At 39.0% G+C, this 13,174-nt stretch carries 15 protein-coding genes, 1 pseudogene and 1 riboswitch; of the genes and pseudogenes, 12 read left to right on the top strand and 4 right to left on the bottom strand.

Annotated features, from left to right (window positions below):
• Positions 1-95 precede the first annotated feature (95 nt).
• Positions 96-539, top strand: coding sequence for a VOC family protein (locus FGQ66_RS13190; protein ID WP_138302574.1), 444 nt, complete (start codon positions 96-98; stop codon positions 537-539).
• A 111-nt stretch (positions 540-650) separates the two neighbouring features.
• Positions 651-1,157 carry a nucleotidyltransferase domain-containing protein gene (locus FGQ66_RS13185; protein ID WP_138302573.1) on the top strand — a complete coding sequence of 169 codons (507 nt, stop codon included), beginning with the start codon at positions 651-653 and terminating at the stop codon, positions 1,155-1,157.
• 391 nt (positions 1,158-1,548) lie between these two features.
• Here FGQ66_RS13185 and FGQ66_RS15475 read toward each other — a convergent pair whose 3' ends face one another.
• Together FGQ66_RS15475 and FGQ66_RS13175 are read right to left on the bottom strand one after the other, a co-directional pair.
• Complete coding sequence (locus FGQ66_RS15475) at positions 1,549-1,779, bottom strand: hypothetical protein (RefSeq protein WP_231369446.1); 231 nt, start codon at positions 1,777-1,779, stop codon at positions 1,549-1,551.
• A 147-nt stretch (positions 1,780-1,926) separates the two neighbouring features.
• Positions 1,927-2,613: a DNA/RNA non-specific endonuclease gene (locus tag FGQ66_RS13175; RefSeq protein ID WP_081133428.1), complete on the bottom strand. Its 687-nt coding sequence runs from the start codon at positions 2,611-2,613 to the stop codon at positions 1,927-1,929.
• Between the two features lie 150 nt (positions 2,614-2,763).
• Between FGQ66_RS13175 and FGQ66_RS13170 the strand changes: the two genes are divergently transcribed.
• Entirely contained in the window at positions 2,764-3,288 is a 525-nt protein-coding gene (locus tag FGQ66_RS13170) for an NfeD family membrane protein (RefSeq protein ID WP_005876431.1), read from the top strand.
• A 14-nt stretch (positions 3,289-3,302) separates the two neighbouring features.
• On the top strand, positions 3,303-4,784 hold the full coding sequence (floT, locus tag FGQ66_RS13165; protein ID WP_005876432.1) for a flotillin lipid rafts scaffold protein FloT: 1,482 nt from the start codon (positions 3,303-3,305) through the stop codon (positions 4,782-4,784).
• Positions 4,785-4,897: 113 nt separating this feature from the next.
• Here the strand turns inward: floT and FGQ66_RS13160 are convergent, their stop codons facing one another.
• Entirely contained in the window at positions 4,898-5,500 is a 603-nt protein-coding gene (locus FGQ66_RS13160; RefSeq protein WP_005876434.1) for an FUSC family protein, read from the bottom strand.
• A gap of 109 nt (positions 5,501-5,609) precedes the next feature.
• Between FGQ66_RS13160 and FGQ66_RS13155 the strand changes: the two genes are divergently transcribed.
• On the top strand, positions 5,610-6,563 hold the full coding sequence (locus FGQ66_RS13155) for an aromatic acid exporter family protein (RefSeq protein ID WP_138302572.1): 954 nt from the start codon (positions 5,610-5,612) through the stop codon (positions 6,561-6,563).
• 203 nt (positions 6,564-6,766) lie between these two features.
• On the opposite strand, the gene FGQ66_RS13150 is transcribed toward FGQ66_RS13155, so the two are convergent.
• On the bottom strand, positions 6,767-7,726 hold the full coding sequence (locus FGQ66_RS13150) for a Gfo/Idh/MocA family protein (protein ID WP_138302571.1): 960 nt from the start codon (positions 7,724-7,726) through the stop codon (positions 6,767-6,769).
• A 186-nt stretch (positions 7,727-7,912) separates the two neighbouring features.
• Here FGQ66_RS13150 and FGQ66_RS13145 point away from each other — a divergent pair, with 186 nt between their 5' ends.
• From FGQ66_RS13145 to FGQ66_RS13115, 7 genes and pseudogenes are all read left to right on the top strand, one after another.
• The gene (locus FGQ66_RS13145) at positions 7,913-8,449 is read left to right on the top strand and encodes a hypothetical protein (protein ID WP_138302570.1); all 537 of its coding nucleotides are present in this window, start codon (positions 7,913-7,915) and stop codon (positions 8,447-8,449) included.
• 13 nt (positions 8,450-8,462) lie between these two features.
• Positions 8,463-9,266, top strand: coding sequence for a M15 family metallopeptidase (locus FGQ66_RS13140; protein WP_005876442.1), 804 nt, complete (start codon positions 8,463-8,465; stop codon positions 9,264-9,266).
• 9 nt (positions 9,267-9,275) lie between these two features.
• The gene (locus tag FGQ66_RS13135; RefSeq protein ID WP_138302569.1) at positions 9,276-9,890 is read left to right on the top strand and encodes a glycoside hydrolase family 73 protein; all 615 of its coding nucleotides are present in this window, start codon (positions 9,276-9,278) and stop codon (positions 9,888-9,890) included.
• A gap of 21 nt (positions 9,891-9,911) precedes the next feature.
• A complete protein-coding gene (locus tag FGQ66_RS13130; protein ID WP_005876447.1) occupies positions 9,912-10,595 on the top strand; it encodes a beta/alpha barrel domain-containing protein in 684 nt (227 codons plus the stop codon).
• A gap of 355 nt (positions 10,596-10,950) precedes the next feature.
• A riboswitch (purine riboswitch) is annotated at positions 10,951-11,048 on the top strand.
• Positions 11,049-11,181: 133 nt separating this feature from the next.
• Positions 11,182-11,763 (top strand): xanthine phosphoribosyltransferase, encoded by a 582-nt coding sequence (locus FGQ66_RS13125; RefSeq protein ID WP_005876449.1) that lies wholly within the window; start codon positions 11,182-11,184, stop codon positions 11,761-11,763.
• A gap of 2 nt (positions 11,764-11,765) precedes the next feature.
• Complete coding sequence (locus tag FGQ66_RS13120; protein WP_005876451.1) at positions 11,766-13,082, top strand: nucleobase:cation symporter-2 family protein; 1,317 nt, start codon at positions 11,766-11,768, stop codon at positions 13,080-13,082.
• A 19-nt stretch (positions 13,083-13,101) separates the two neighbouring features.
• Positions 13,102-13,174, top strand: a pseudogene (locus FGQ66_RS13115) (DUF3788 family protein); the annotation flags it as partial.

The raw sequence follows: 13,174 nt of genomic DNA, 5'->3' as shown, positions 1-13,174 counted from the left end.
TTCTAAGGGGAATACACATTTTTGAAGAGGACAATAAAGTAAGGCTTCGAAATATCCATAGAAGGTAAAAAATAGATTAATGACGGAGGGATAAGATGAACAGGATCAACATTATTTGTCTTGGTGTTAGTAATATGCAGAAAGCGCTGGCTTTTTATAAAAACATCGGTTTCAGAACATTCGAGAAGGATAACAATCCACCGATTGTCTTTTTTGATGCGCAAGGAACTAAATTGGAACTGTATTCGATCGATAGTCTGGCTAGGGATATAAATGCGGACAACCCACCCACTATCACGAATAGTGGATTTAGTGGAATAACTTTGGCAATCAACATGAAATCTGAAGACGAGGTTGACGCTTTTTTGAAAACTGTGATAAAACATGGCGGTACACTGGTAAAACAGCCAGAAAAAGTATCTTGGGGCGGCTACAGTGGCTACTTTCAAGATCTTGATGGCTACTATTGGGAAGTTGCGTATGGACCTAACTGGAAGTTTGATGATCAGGGCATGCTGATCATCGAAGAGGAAAAATGATTTTTTCAACAGATAAGAGAATTTTTATATATTTTTGGGTCAGGTTATCAAATAAAAAGGAAAGATGTAACGAAAGAAGAACTAGATTTGATGTAGAAAGAAAGGGATGCAATGGAATCCAATAATAATAAAAAAAGTACGGTAGACATAGAGAGTTTCCTTAAAATCATCGATCTGATGAACAACTTGAAAATCCGCTATTGGGTAGAAGGTGGCTGGGGTATCGATGTCCTCATTGGCAAGCAAACAAGGAAACATAGAGATGTTGATATTGATTTTGATGCAGCTTTTGAGGGATTTTTGATAAAAAAACTAGAGAGTATGGGTTATCGAATCACTATGGATCAGCGCCCAAGCCGTGTCGAACTACATCATCCGATACATGGAACTATCGATATCCACCCATTTATCATTGCTGAAGATGGAGAGATGAAACAGGCGAATCCAGAGGGTGGTTGGTTTGAGTTGCAGGCGGACTGGTTTACGGATAGCGTGTTTGAAGGAAGGACGATTCCTTGTGTTTCTGTTACAGGGCAAAGATTGTTCCATGATGGGTATGATTTGCGGGATATCGATATTGCTGATTTGAGAAATTTAAATGACGCTTTTCCGCATTAAAAAACATAGTAGAAAGAAGTTGGCGATTGTGAGGACCCGCCTGAACGACACTAAGAATAGCTGATTTGGAAATGGTATCGTATCCCAAAAAAGATTCCACAAAGTAAAAACCTGTTTTTTTAGTATGGTCGTATCCATTCATTACAAGGATGAATCGAGTAAATACAATAGAGGTCGAGACAAAAGTCGTTCAGGTTTGAGAAATTGAAAAAAAAACGAACAATACGTTTTTTGTATTGTTCGTTTTTTTTTTGAAATTTCCGAAAAACTTGATTTTTGGACGCCGTTTATTCGCGAGTCTGTAGCAAACCTGATTTTTAGATTTGTCCCACGCTCTATTTGGTTTATTTGAAGTAGTGCTCCTTTGAACTGACCAATCGATCAAATGATTTTATTTAGAGAAAAAATAAGTGATCGATTGAGTAGAGTTTGCGTATTTAATTAGTAGATGGGCGAAACTAGCATGAAAATGAAGAATCTCATCTGGAAAATGAGAACGTGGAAGCAACAATACTTGTTCTTCATTCGCAAATAAATGATCGCCATCGATCGTTCGAGCCACCAACCGATAGTTAGTGAATAGTTGCTCGAAAAATAGGGTATCAGAAGATTGGTCAGCCATTGTTGAAAAGATACTATTTTTTAAATGCGGTAGTGGGGGAAAGAACACTAATTCTTCGAAAGCATCGATTTGTTTTTTTCTTAACCATTCGAGTGTCTCTTCAAGGGAATATTTTTTTTTGGATAACTGCTCAAACAGAATAAACACCTACTTTTTATTTGGGATAACTACTTTGAAATCGATCGTTGTGTTAGGTGCCAGTCCTTTTGCCTCTAAAATGATGATTTCTGGGATCAATTCTTGTCCTGAATATTGAGGAATCACACGGTAGCGGATCGTTTCCCCTTTATTCAAAGCATGACGAATTTTTAATTCATAATAGTTCATATATGGATCATTTACAGGATACTGATATAAAGTGACCAGATTTTTAGGGTCATCACCGCTACCACCAAATTGTTTTGCTATCAAATGACCACGGGAATGATCGTATTTTGGACCAGAGATGAAACCAGGTGGGCGTATTTTTCGATTAGCACTGGTTCCAGTATTGATCATTGCCTTTTTCAATAAAGCTTCTGCGCCAGTTGGTCGTTTCAAATGATCAAGCGGATCGTAGCTGATCCAGCCTTCTGACGTATCCTTTAGCTCGCTGTTGGTAAAAGTGGCAGGACCTGATTCTTGAGGCCCACTGTTGGTTCCCACGGGTTTTAAGTCTGCTTTAGTGGGTAATCCAGAACTTCGGTGTCCAATTGAACTATCCGTGATTTTCGTATTCTCAGATACTTGATTTTGCGAAGTATCATGAGCGGATGGATCAAGTCCATACCAGCTGGCTGCGCCAACGATCAGTAGGGTGACCAATGTTCCCCACAGTTTAGTTAAGTTTTTCATTTTTTCACCTCGATTATTAGTATAAACGATAATCAAATGCAGGCAAAGAAGAACACGAAGAACAAATAAATCGATGTTATTTGCGAAAGAAGCTATACAGGAAATTCTTCTATTGGTATGATAGACGTAGAAGATGAAGGAGGCGAGAAAATGATAGGGGGAGTGTCACTAGAAGTTATCTATTGGTATACCTTATTGGTGTGCGCTGGAATAGCAATCATTCTAGTCGTTTTTGGAGATGTATTTGATTTTGATGGGCCGATCGACCCGATGCTTATCGTTCCTTGGTTGACGTTTACTAGTTTGTTTGGTTTTTTAGGAGAACGTTTAACACCGTTGCATTCCGTACTGATACTTATTATTAGTGGCGTTATTGCAACCGCTTTAGTTTTTTTGCTTAATTTTTACGTGCTGATGCCGATGAAGAACGCTGAATCGACCTTATCTGCGTCCGAAAAGACATTAGAAGGGCAAATGGCTGAGGTGGTCACACCGATACCGGTAAAAGGAATGGGTGAGATCAGACTAAAAAGTGTCACTGGTTCGATCAGCCGACCTGCCTGTTTTTATGCACCACAAGATTCACCTGCTGAACGTGGCGAACGAGTACTTATTATTGAAGTGAAAGATAGGGTCTGTTACGTCACACCTTATGAAGAGATGTTAAAAATGTAAAGGAAGTGTATTGGATGATAGTACCAGAGATTTTTGTAGTAATAGGTGTTGCAGTGTTAGTGTTATTGATGTTGTTGATTGTTTTTGTCGCAAAATACCAAACAGCTAAACCAGATGAAGCGCTGATCATCAGCGGTAGTTACTTAGGAAGTAAAAATGTCCATACCGATGACAGCAACAATAAGATCAAGATCGTACGAGGCGGAGGAGCGTTTGTTTTACCTGTGTTTCAGCGTTCGAACCGCATCAGTTTGCTTTCTAGTAAACTGGATGTATCCACGCCAGAAGTCTACACGGAACAAGGGGTCCCTGTGATGTGTGATGGGACTTCGATCATCAAAATCGGTTCATCCGTAGAAGAAATCGCTACTGCTGCTGAACAGTTTTTAGGCAAAACAAAAGAAGAACTAGAAAATGAAGCACGAGAAGTATTAGAAGGACATCTGCGTTCGATCTTAGGTTCAATGACTGTGGAAGAGATCTATCAAAATCGTGATAAATTTAGCCAAAGTGTTCAAGAAGTCGCCTCAGTGGATCTAGCAAAAATGGGGCTGATCATCGTTTCCTTCACAATCAAAGAAGTACGAGACAAAAACGGATACTTAGATTCTTTAGGGAAACCAAGAATTGCTCAAGTGAAGCGTGATGCAGATATTGCCGAAGCCGAAGCGTTTAAAGAAACGCGTATCAAAAAAGCTGAAGCAGAAAAAGAATCACAAGCTGCTGAATTACAACGACAAACTGAAATCGCTGAAGCGTTGAAAGAAAAAGAACTGAAACTTGCTACTTACAAACAAGAACAAGATATAGCAAAGGCCAAAGCAGACCAAGCCTATAATTTGGAAAGTGCACGCGCGCAACAACAAGTTATTGAACAAGAAATGCAAGTGAAAGTCGTTGAAAGACAAAAACAAATCGAATTAGAAGAAAAAGAAATCATCCGCCGTGAAAAGCAATATGATTCAGAAGTGAAGAAAAGAGCAGATGCAGACCGTTATGCCAAAGAACAAGAAGCTCAAGCTCAAAAAGCTAGAGAAGTAGCAGAAGCGGAAGCTGAACAGTTCCGAGTAGAAGCGTTAGCACAAGCCGAAGCAAATCAAACACGATTGGCAGGGCAAGCCGAAGCGGAAGCAACGTTAGCCAAAGGAAAGGCAGAAGCCGAAGCAAAACAAAAAATTGCAGATGCTTTCAAAGAATATGGAGAAGCTGCTGTGTTGAGTATGGTGATCGAAATGTTGCCACAATTGATGCGAGAAGCTGCGCAGCCTTTAGGGAATATCGAAAAGATTTCTGTAGTGGATACAAGTAGCGGTACTGGAGAAAATAGCGGGGCGAATCGAGTAACAAGTTACGCAACGAATCTTTTATCATCCACTCAAGAAACATTAAAAGAAACGACTGGGTTAGATATCAAAGACATCATTGAGAACTTATCCAATCGCGGAACGATGAAACAAGTCAATCTATACGATACAAAAGCAGACTCAGAAGAATAACATCGAATAAACGGATAATGAAAAAACTAGTGCTCTATCTGACAGAGATTCCCTTTATCTTTAAAGAAATCTTTAGGGATACCTGATGGGGAGACACTAGTTTTTTATATGTATTACTGGTCAAGATGATTGTTTTGTTTCTTGATCTGTTCCTCGACCTTTGCTAGATCCTCACGCAGTCGTTCTTCTCTTTTTTTTAGTTCAACAAGGTCTTCTGCTAATTCTTCTTTCTTCTCGATTTCTGGCGGGCGCAAGAAGAAATTGATTCCGATTGCAATAAATGTTCCGATAAAAGTATCTAGGACTCTCTGAATCGCATACAAGGAAGATTCACCTTGCGGAATACTTAAAGAAATCAAAAGTAGCGTAGAGATGGCGGAAATGATACCTGAATTATTATCGATTCCGTCAGATACAACGATGACAACGATAACTAAAAGAGGAAGCAAAAAAAGTTCTACGAGAAAATCATTGTGAAAATAGTTTTTGACAAAAAAATAGAAAATCCCTAAGAGTCCCCCTAATGTATTGCCGATGATTCGTGAACGGCCAAAGGAAACTGTAGTAGTCAAATCTTGTCTTAATGAGAAAACAGCAGACAAAGCGGCGATCATAGGAAGGCCGCGATTAGATACATGAAAAAACAAAATACATAAGAAAACAGCTAAAGCAGTTTTTGTGGTTCGCATACCGAGGCGAAAACGACCAAATTGCATAGGGTGATCTCCTTATTCTCCTTTTTAATAGGATAACTAATTTTCGGGAAGATTGCTAGTGTTTCGTTGTTGCTTTTAGTATAATCCTAAGAAAAGGAAGAGGTGACTTATGCGTATTGGATTACGAACAGTGAAAACGGTTTTGAGCAGTATGTTGTCGATGGCGGTTGCCCATGCCTGTTCCTTGTTGTTTTGGCCCTCAGCAGGGATTATTGCATTATTGAGTGTTGGGAATACGAAACGGTCGACTTTGTACACAGGCATCTATCGAATCACGGCCTTTATTCTTGCTACATTGGTTGCTTTTATTAGTTTTTCTGTTTTAGGATATACGATTCTAGGTTTTGGGTTATTTTTATTGTTGTTCATACCTGTGACAGTTTATTTTAAATTGACCGAGGGAATCGTTGTCAATTCAGTATTAGGTACACACTATTTAAGTGAACAAAATATGAGTTGGTCCTTGATCGGCAACGAAGCAGGGTTGATGGCAATTGGCGTTTTATTTGCCCTGGTTGCAAATATCTACATGCCGAATACCAAACGAAGACTTCAAGAAAAACAATTGGTGATCGAAGAAAGATTTCGCATGATCTTAAAGAATATGGCTCAGTTTCTTCTTTCAGGTGAGCAGATAGAGAATGAAAAAGCCTGTGAAGAATTGCTTGTTTTTATTCGTACCAGTCAAACAGATGCCAGAACACACCAAGAAAACTTTTGGTTGAAACAGACACAATATTATGAGACTTATTTTTCGATGAGACGTGCGCAAGTGAATGTGATTAGGGATATGCAGGATACGCTTCAAAGAATCAAACGCCCAGATTTATATGGCAAACATATCTATGGTTTATTGATCTATACTGCAGAGACTTTTTCTGAAAGAAATGATGGGAAAGAGTTGCTAGAACGAATTGAAGCAGTATATGACCTATATCGTGACATGCCATTGCCAAAAGATCGATTAGAATTTGAGGAGCGTGCAGAGTTATTCCAATTTCTACAATCTTTTAAGAGTTTTATTGAAATAAAAGCAGAATTTTCGCAACAAGTTAGTTTTTAGAAGAGAAATCACTGGCTAACAGATGGAGAAACAGTACATTTCTAGGTGGATCACTAATGTAGCTTGATGTTTCTAAGCTTTAGGAGACGCGCAAAAAAAGAAAACCTCCAGTTTTTGTTGTACCCAATGTGGAACAGAAGCGATATACGCGACAGTTGGGTTTACTGATACTGGAGGTCCATATTTTTAATGTGCGGTAGAGCCTACTTTTCTTTTTCCCAAAGTTTTTGCATGTCATCGAGGATAGCGATGACATCTTTCGTTAAGAAAAGTGATTTGTTAGGGCGCTCACCGGCGATTATTTTAGTCATATTTTCAATTTCATAGTTCATTGCCTGTGCAGTATAACCACTTTCGATCCATTCCTTGGTGCCATCGTTATAGGTTATTTCTGCACGATCAGCACGAGGGTAATCGGTGATCGTTAAGTAGCCATTCTCAAAGGCAACGATCCCAACTTTCGGCATTTTGGCTTGGAATGTAAGACTGATCGTCGCCATTTCATTTTCTTTGTTCCTTAAAAGAGTGACAGATTGTTCATCGACGCCAGTCTTAAAGGGAACCATGCTGGATGCGATGACTTCTGGTTGAGAACTTAAAAAGAAACGAGCGAAGGACACTGCATAGGTACCGATATCTAACAAAGCTCCGCCAGCAAGTTCTGGATTAAAAAAGCGATTGGTTGGGTCAGGTTCTTTGTAACTGCCAAAGGGTGCTTGGATCATTTTTAACGCTCCTAGTTTTTGGGAGTCGATCAAAGAGCGTAATTGCTGATAAAGTGGCATATTGAAAATGGTCATAGCTTCCGCTAAAACTAACTGCTTTTCTTCTGCCAATTTCATGGCTTCCGCTAATTCATCTTTATTCATTGTGATTGCTTTTTCGCACAAGACGTGTTTATTTGCATGCAGTGCTTGCAAAATATAGTCGATATGCTGCCGATTAGGAACAGCGATATAAATGATATCGATTGCTTCATCATGCAAAAGTTCTGCATAACTGCCATATGCTTTAGGAATAGCGTAGCGTTTGGCGAAAGTTTCTGCTTTTTCTAATGTTCTTGAGGCAACCGCTGCCAATTCGCTCGTTTCTTGTTCAAAGCTGTTGGCAAATTCATGGGCGATCGAACCTAGACCGACAATGCCCCATTGATACTTTTTCATACTTCAAAACTCCTTCTCGTGTTATATTTAATAGAGAGTCTTATCATTTAGCACTCTGTGTTTCCTGACTTGATTATAGCAAATATCTCTTTGTTTTTTCAGTCAAAACACTTTAGTAAGAAAGAATAAAGAAGTAGTGATTTTTTTAGGGATTTTAAGTAAAATAAATTAGAGGAGGAGATTATCGTGCATCAAGTATACGTTGATCTTATTATTAGTGTATTACTCGAACAATTCGAGACAGAAAAGAATTTTTTAGATGATTATTTACTGATTAGCGAGGAGCAGTGGCAAGGCTGGAAAACTGGAGAAAAGAATCTTCCTTCTGAAGCCATGCAAAAGGTCAAAAATCTCTTTACAGATTATGAATGGATGCTGACACAAAAGATTTTACGTCAGACGATCATTTTCCCTGAAAAAAGGACGACTGCTGTAGCAGAATATAAACAAATCAAAACGAGGATCGCTCAAAAATGGTTAGGAGCAGGGATCGCTAAAGTAGAATTGATCCCGTTGAAAAATGATCAATATCTCAGTCGGTTTCTTGACTTGAAAGTAAGTATTAACTATGATGAATGGGGTTATGATGACATCTTGAATTTCCGTCTGCCTGCTGATATCCAAAAGCAGATCGAAGGAGAAAAGGTGGAACTCCTGGATTGGGTAAACGAAAATTTAGAAGAAACTTACGTTCATGAAAAGGAAGAACCAAAAGAAGAATGAAAGGATTTTTTAATTGAATAAAGTATTAGGATTTGCAGCGGTCGTGATCATGATCGGGGCTATGGGGTATGTCATAGTCAGTGAGCAACATACATCAACTGCCGTAGAAGCTGAAAAACAAACAACGGAGAAAGTTCAGACAACAACTTCATCCAGTAATGAAAAGAAGACAAGTACTTCAACTAAGAAAACAAAAAATAACCTACCAGATGTTAAGGCTGAGGACTGGGAATTGATTCTTGTTGGACCCGATCATAAGCTCGATCAAGAAATTGATGAAGCAACACAATTGACTGCTTTAGACAATGGGTATATGATCGATAAACGCATCAAAGCAAATTACGAGGAACTTGAGAAAGCAGCTGAAGCAGCGGGTTTTCCGTTAGTGATGGTCTCTGCTTATCGTTCAGTTTCCTCTCAACAAGCTGTCTTTTCCCAAAATGTACAGCAAGTGATGAGTAGTAAAGGTGTTTCTGAAGACGAAGCAACAAAAATCACAAAACAGACGATCACAGTTCCTGGGTATAGTGAACATCATACAGGGCTGGCTGTCGATGTAGTAGATCACAATTGGTACAACAACTATACTTCTCAACTGCTAGACGCAAGTTATGGCGACCAGCCAGGTGCGAAATGGATCGCTGAGAATGCGCCGAAGTTTGGGTTCATCGTTCGATATCCAAAAGATCGTCAGGATATAACGAAAATCACTTATGAGCCATGGCATTTGCGTTATGTAGGAAAAGAAAGTGCGGAATATATCACGAAGCATGATCTGACGTTGGAAGAGTACTTGGATCAATTGAAAGAAAAATAGGAGTATCCGATGGCCAAAAAAAAATGGAAAAAGCAAAAGCGTAAAAATGTCCGTATTATTGCTGTTGTTTTGGGTGGCATATTGATCATGATGGCTTTTGTTCTTTCTTTACGAAGTTTGTCCACACCTTTTTCAGATCAACCACAAGAAACTGAAGCGAAAAGCCATCAACAGTTTATTGATCAGCTTGCTCCGCATGCGAAAGAATTACAAAATGGTTATGGAATCTTGCCTAGCATTATTTTAGGACAAGCGATCCTTGAATCGAATTGGGGAAAAAGCACCTTAGCTAGCGAATACCACAACCTTTTTGGGATCAAAGCATACGGGGATCAAAAAAAAGTAAATCTGGAAACCAAAGAATATGTGAATGAAGAATGGATCACGATCCAAGGTGATTTTCGCGTATATGATTCTTGGGAGCAATCGATGGATGATCACACACAACTTTTTGTGAATGGCGTGGACTGGAACCCCGCATTATACGAGAAAGTAGTTACAGCAACGAATTATCGTGAAGCCGCACAAGCACTGCAAGATGCAGGGTATGCGACGGACCCGACCTATGCACAAAAGATCATTCAAGTCATTGAGACATATCATCTGGATCAGTACGATCAATAACAGGGAAAAGGAAGTGGCACTATGGCGGAACAATTTATTCCGGAGATCATGACAGAATTACGTAAAGATATCGTAAAAGTACCCGAAGTAATCATGGAAGCAAGTGGAATCAAGATTTTTGGGAAATTGATCCGCTCCATCATCTTTACCACAGACATAGCAATTGTCAGAAATACAAATGCAAATGCGGTCATTGCCGTCTATCCATTCACGCCACATCCAGCAATTACTAAAAGTATTATTGAAGCAGCAGATATCCCAGTATTCTCTGGTGTGGGCGGTGGTCTTACTCAAGGTGCGCGGTCTTCATATATGAGTCTGTTTGCTGAAGCACAAGGTTCCCTCGGGGTAGTACTTAATGGTCCAACGCCATTAGAAACGGTCCAAGAAGTCTGCCAAGTGGTGGATATTCCTGTAATCAGTACGGTCACATCGAAATATACAGAAATCGATGAGAAGCTTGAAGCAGGAATCACGATCATTAACATTAGTGCAGGAAAAGAAACTGCTGAAACAGTCAAATATTTTCGAGAAAGATACCCAAAGCTGCCTATTATAGCTACAGGAGGGCCTACTGAAGAAAGTATCAGAGAAACGATAGAAGCAGGTGCCAACGCAATTACGTACACTCCGCCAAGTAATGGTGAGCTATTCAGTCGGAAAATGGAAAAATATCGAAAAATCGAAAAAAATGATCAATCTTGACATTCCTAAATAAAGTTGGAAACAAAAAAGAGTGAGATAAACAGTCTTTATTGCTTCTGACTTTATTTTTTTAGTTTGATCTTTAAGAAAACCCGAACAAAATCGACGTTCAAAATTAGAAATATTAGATTTTAGAAAAAAACGATGAAACTTGGTTGTCAGTTTCAGAAACAAATGTTAGACTATTTTCAATATTTGAAACATAACAGTCGTTCAAGTACTTGGATGACTACGAAAAAAACTATCTTGATTTATCCGCCTATTTTTGGCATTTTTCATAATAAAAGTCAGAAAAACGATTGTTTGATCATGTAAGAGCTAGCGTATGCTTCGTTCTAGTAGTTGGTTATAATTGTTTTTCTGATCATCCTCTACTTATATATCGTCATGATAAGGTTGACAGTATCTAGCCAGTACCGTAAATACTGGACTATAAGTAAAAGAGTGTTTTGTACACCCTTTTTTACTTATCGTTAAGTAAAAGGGTGTTTTTTTCACGCTGAACCGAGCGGAAAATAGGAATAATTGGACTTTTCTATGAAAAGTGGTTATTTTTGTATTAATAAATGAAAAAGGAGCAAATAAAGTGAAAGAATTAGTTGAACGTATTCAAAAAGATGGACATGTTTTGGGTGAAGGAGTGTTAAAAGTTGATAGCTTTGTCACACACCAAGTCGATCCAGTATTGATGGAACAAATGGGACAGCGTTTTGCAGAAGTATTCAAAGAACAAGGGATCACAAAAGTAGTAACGATCGAAGCTTCTGGTATCGCCCCAGCTTTATTTGCGGCAAAAGAGTTGAATGTACCGATGATCTTCGCCAGAAAAGCGAAAAGCTTAACAATGGATGAAGAATTACTGACAGCATCGGTTTATTCATTTACGAAACAAGTAACCAGTACGATCTCTATTTCTCGTAAGTTTTTATCTGCAGAGGATAAAGTATTGATCATTGATGACTTTTTGGCGAATGGACAAGCGGCAAAAGGGCTGATCGAACTATGTCGTCAGGCTGGAGCTGAAGTCGAAGGTATTGGCATCGTCATCGAAAAATCTTTCCAAGATGGTCGTCAATTATTGGAAGAGATGGGATTAAGAGTTGTTTCACTTGCGCGGATTGCTTCTTTATCCAATGGGCAAGTCGAATTTCTTGAGGAGGACGCATAATCGTGGAAAAAGAAACACAAAATGGCAAAGCCGCTGTCCTAGGCTTACAACATTTACTGGCGATGTATGCAGGTGCTGTAGCTGTTCCATTGTTGATCGGTACAGGCTTAGGGTTTAATCAAGAACAAATGACTTATCTTATTTCCATCGATATCTTTATGTGTGGATTAGCCACACTGCTACAATTGACTGTCAACCGCTTTTTCGGTATTGGCTTGCCAGTCGTGTTGGGATGTGCGATCCAAGCAGTGGCACCCTTGATTTTGATTGGTAGCAGTAAAGGTGTTGGTGCCATCTATGGTTCGATCATCGCTTCGGGGATCTTCGTTGTTTTGATTGCCGGTTTCTTTTCTAAAATCAAAAAATTATTTCCGCCGATCGTTACTGGAACAGTTATCACTGTTATTGGGCTAACATTGATCCCTGTTGCTATTGAAAAAATGGGTGGCGGGGATTCAGCTGCCTCAAACTTTGGCGATAAAACGAATTTGTTATTAGCGTTTGTGACCATCTTATTGATCGTGGGGGTTCAAATGTTAGGAAAAGGCTTCGTTCGTTCGATTGCTGTCCTGATCGGGTTAGTTGGTGGTAGTCTTTTGGCAGCGTTCATGGGATTGATCGATTTGAGTGCGATCGGTCAAGCACCATTATTCCATGTTCCACAACCTTTTTACTTTGGTAAACCAACCTTCGATGTTTGGTCGATCCTATTGATGATCATCATTTCAATGGTCAGTATGGTTGAATCAACAGGTGTTTACTTTGCATTAGGGGATATTACAGGCAAAAAAGTCGGAGAAGAAGAATTGAAAAAAGGATATCGTGCAGAAGGTCTAGCTGTGATTTTGGGTGGGATCTTTAATACATTTCCTTATACTGGTTTTTCTCAAAATGTTGGTTTAGTTCAACTTTCAGGTATAAAAACTAGAAAACCAATTTATTTTTCTGCCTTTTTCTTGATCGTATTGGGTCTGTTTCCTAAAATCGGTGCATTGGCACAGATCATCCCTGAACCAGTATTGGGCGGCGGCATGCTTGTTATGTTCGGTATGGTTGCTGTCCAAGGAATCCGTATGTTATTAGAAGTTGATTTTACAAATGATAAAAATCTTTTGATTGCCGCGGTTTCGATTGGTTTTGGCCTAGGTTTCAATATCATGCCGAACTTATTCAGTCAGTTGCCTGAAACAGTACAAATGTTTACAGGAAACGGTATCGTCATGAGTAGTGTAACTGCCATTATTTTAAACTTGATCTTTAATGGGTTCAAAAAAGATGAAGAAATACTGGAAGAAGCGATAACAAGAAAAAATAAATAGAAAAGATCAAATATAGAGGTTGGGACAGAAGTGTTTAACTCCGAGAAATAAGAAGAAATTCACGAAAATTGCTTTTCAAATTTTTGTGAATT

Source organism: Enterococcus sp. BSD2780061688st2 D3 (genome assembly GCF_005844145.1).
GTDB lineage: Bacteria > Bacillota > Bacilli > Lactobacillales > Enterococcaceae > Enterococcus_B > Enterococcus_B durans.
Note: the sequence above shows the minus strand (reverse complement) of the source record. Positions and strands in the feature narration are given on the sequence as shown.

Excerpts from the sequence above, each read along its gene's own strand:
- FGQ66_RS13190 (WP_138302574.1), top strand. The coding sequence starts at position 96 with ATGAACAGGATCAACATTATTTGTCTTGGTGTTAGTAATATGCAGAAA.
- FGQ66_RS13185 (WP_138302573.1), top strand. The coding sequence starts at position 651 with ATGGAATCCAATAATAATAAAAAAAGTACGGTAGACATAGAGAGTTTC.
- FGQ66_RS15475 (WP_231369446.1), bottom strand. The coding sequence starts at position 1,779 with ATGGCTGACCAATCTTCTGATACCCTATTTTTCGAGCAACTATTCACT.
- FGQ66_RS13175 (WP_081133428.1), bottom strand. The coding sequence starts at position 2,613 with ATGAAAAACTTAACTAAACTGTGGGGAACATTGGTCACCCTACTGATC.
- FGQ66_RS13170 (WP_005876431.1), top strand. The coding sequence starts at position 2,764 with ATGATAGGGGGAGTGTCACTAGAAGTTATCTATTGGTATACCTTATTG.
- floT (WP_005876432.1), top strand. The coding sequence starts at position 3,303 with ATGATAGTACCAGAGATTTTTGTAGTAATAGGTGTTGCAGTGTTAGTG.
- FGQ66_RS13160 (WP_005876434.1), bottom strand. The coding sequence starts at position 5,500 with ATGCAATTTGGTCGTTTTCGCCTCGGTATGCGAACCACAAAAACTGCT.
- FGQ66_RS13155 (WP_138302572.1), top strand. The coding sequence starts at position 5,610 with ATGCGTATTGGATTACGAACAGTGAAAACGGTTTTGAGCAGTATGTTG.
- FGQ66_RS13150 (WP_138302571.1), bottom strand. The coding sequence starts at position 7,726 with ATGAAAAAGTATCAATGGGGCATTGTCGGTCTAGGTTCGATCGCCCAT.
- FGQ66_RS13135 (WP_138302569.1), top strand. The coding sequence starts at position 9,276 with ATGGCCAAAAAAAAATGGAAAAAGCAAAAGCGTAAAAATGTCCGTATT.
- FGQ66_RS13130 (WP_005876447.1), top strand. The coding sequence starts at position 9,912 with ATGGCGGAACAATTTATTCCGGAGATCATGACAGAATTACGTAAAGAT.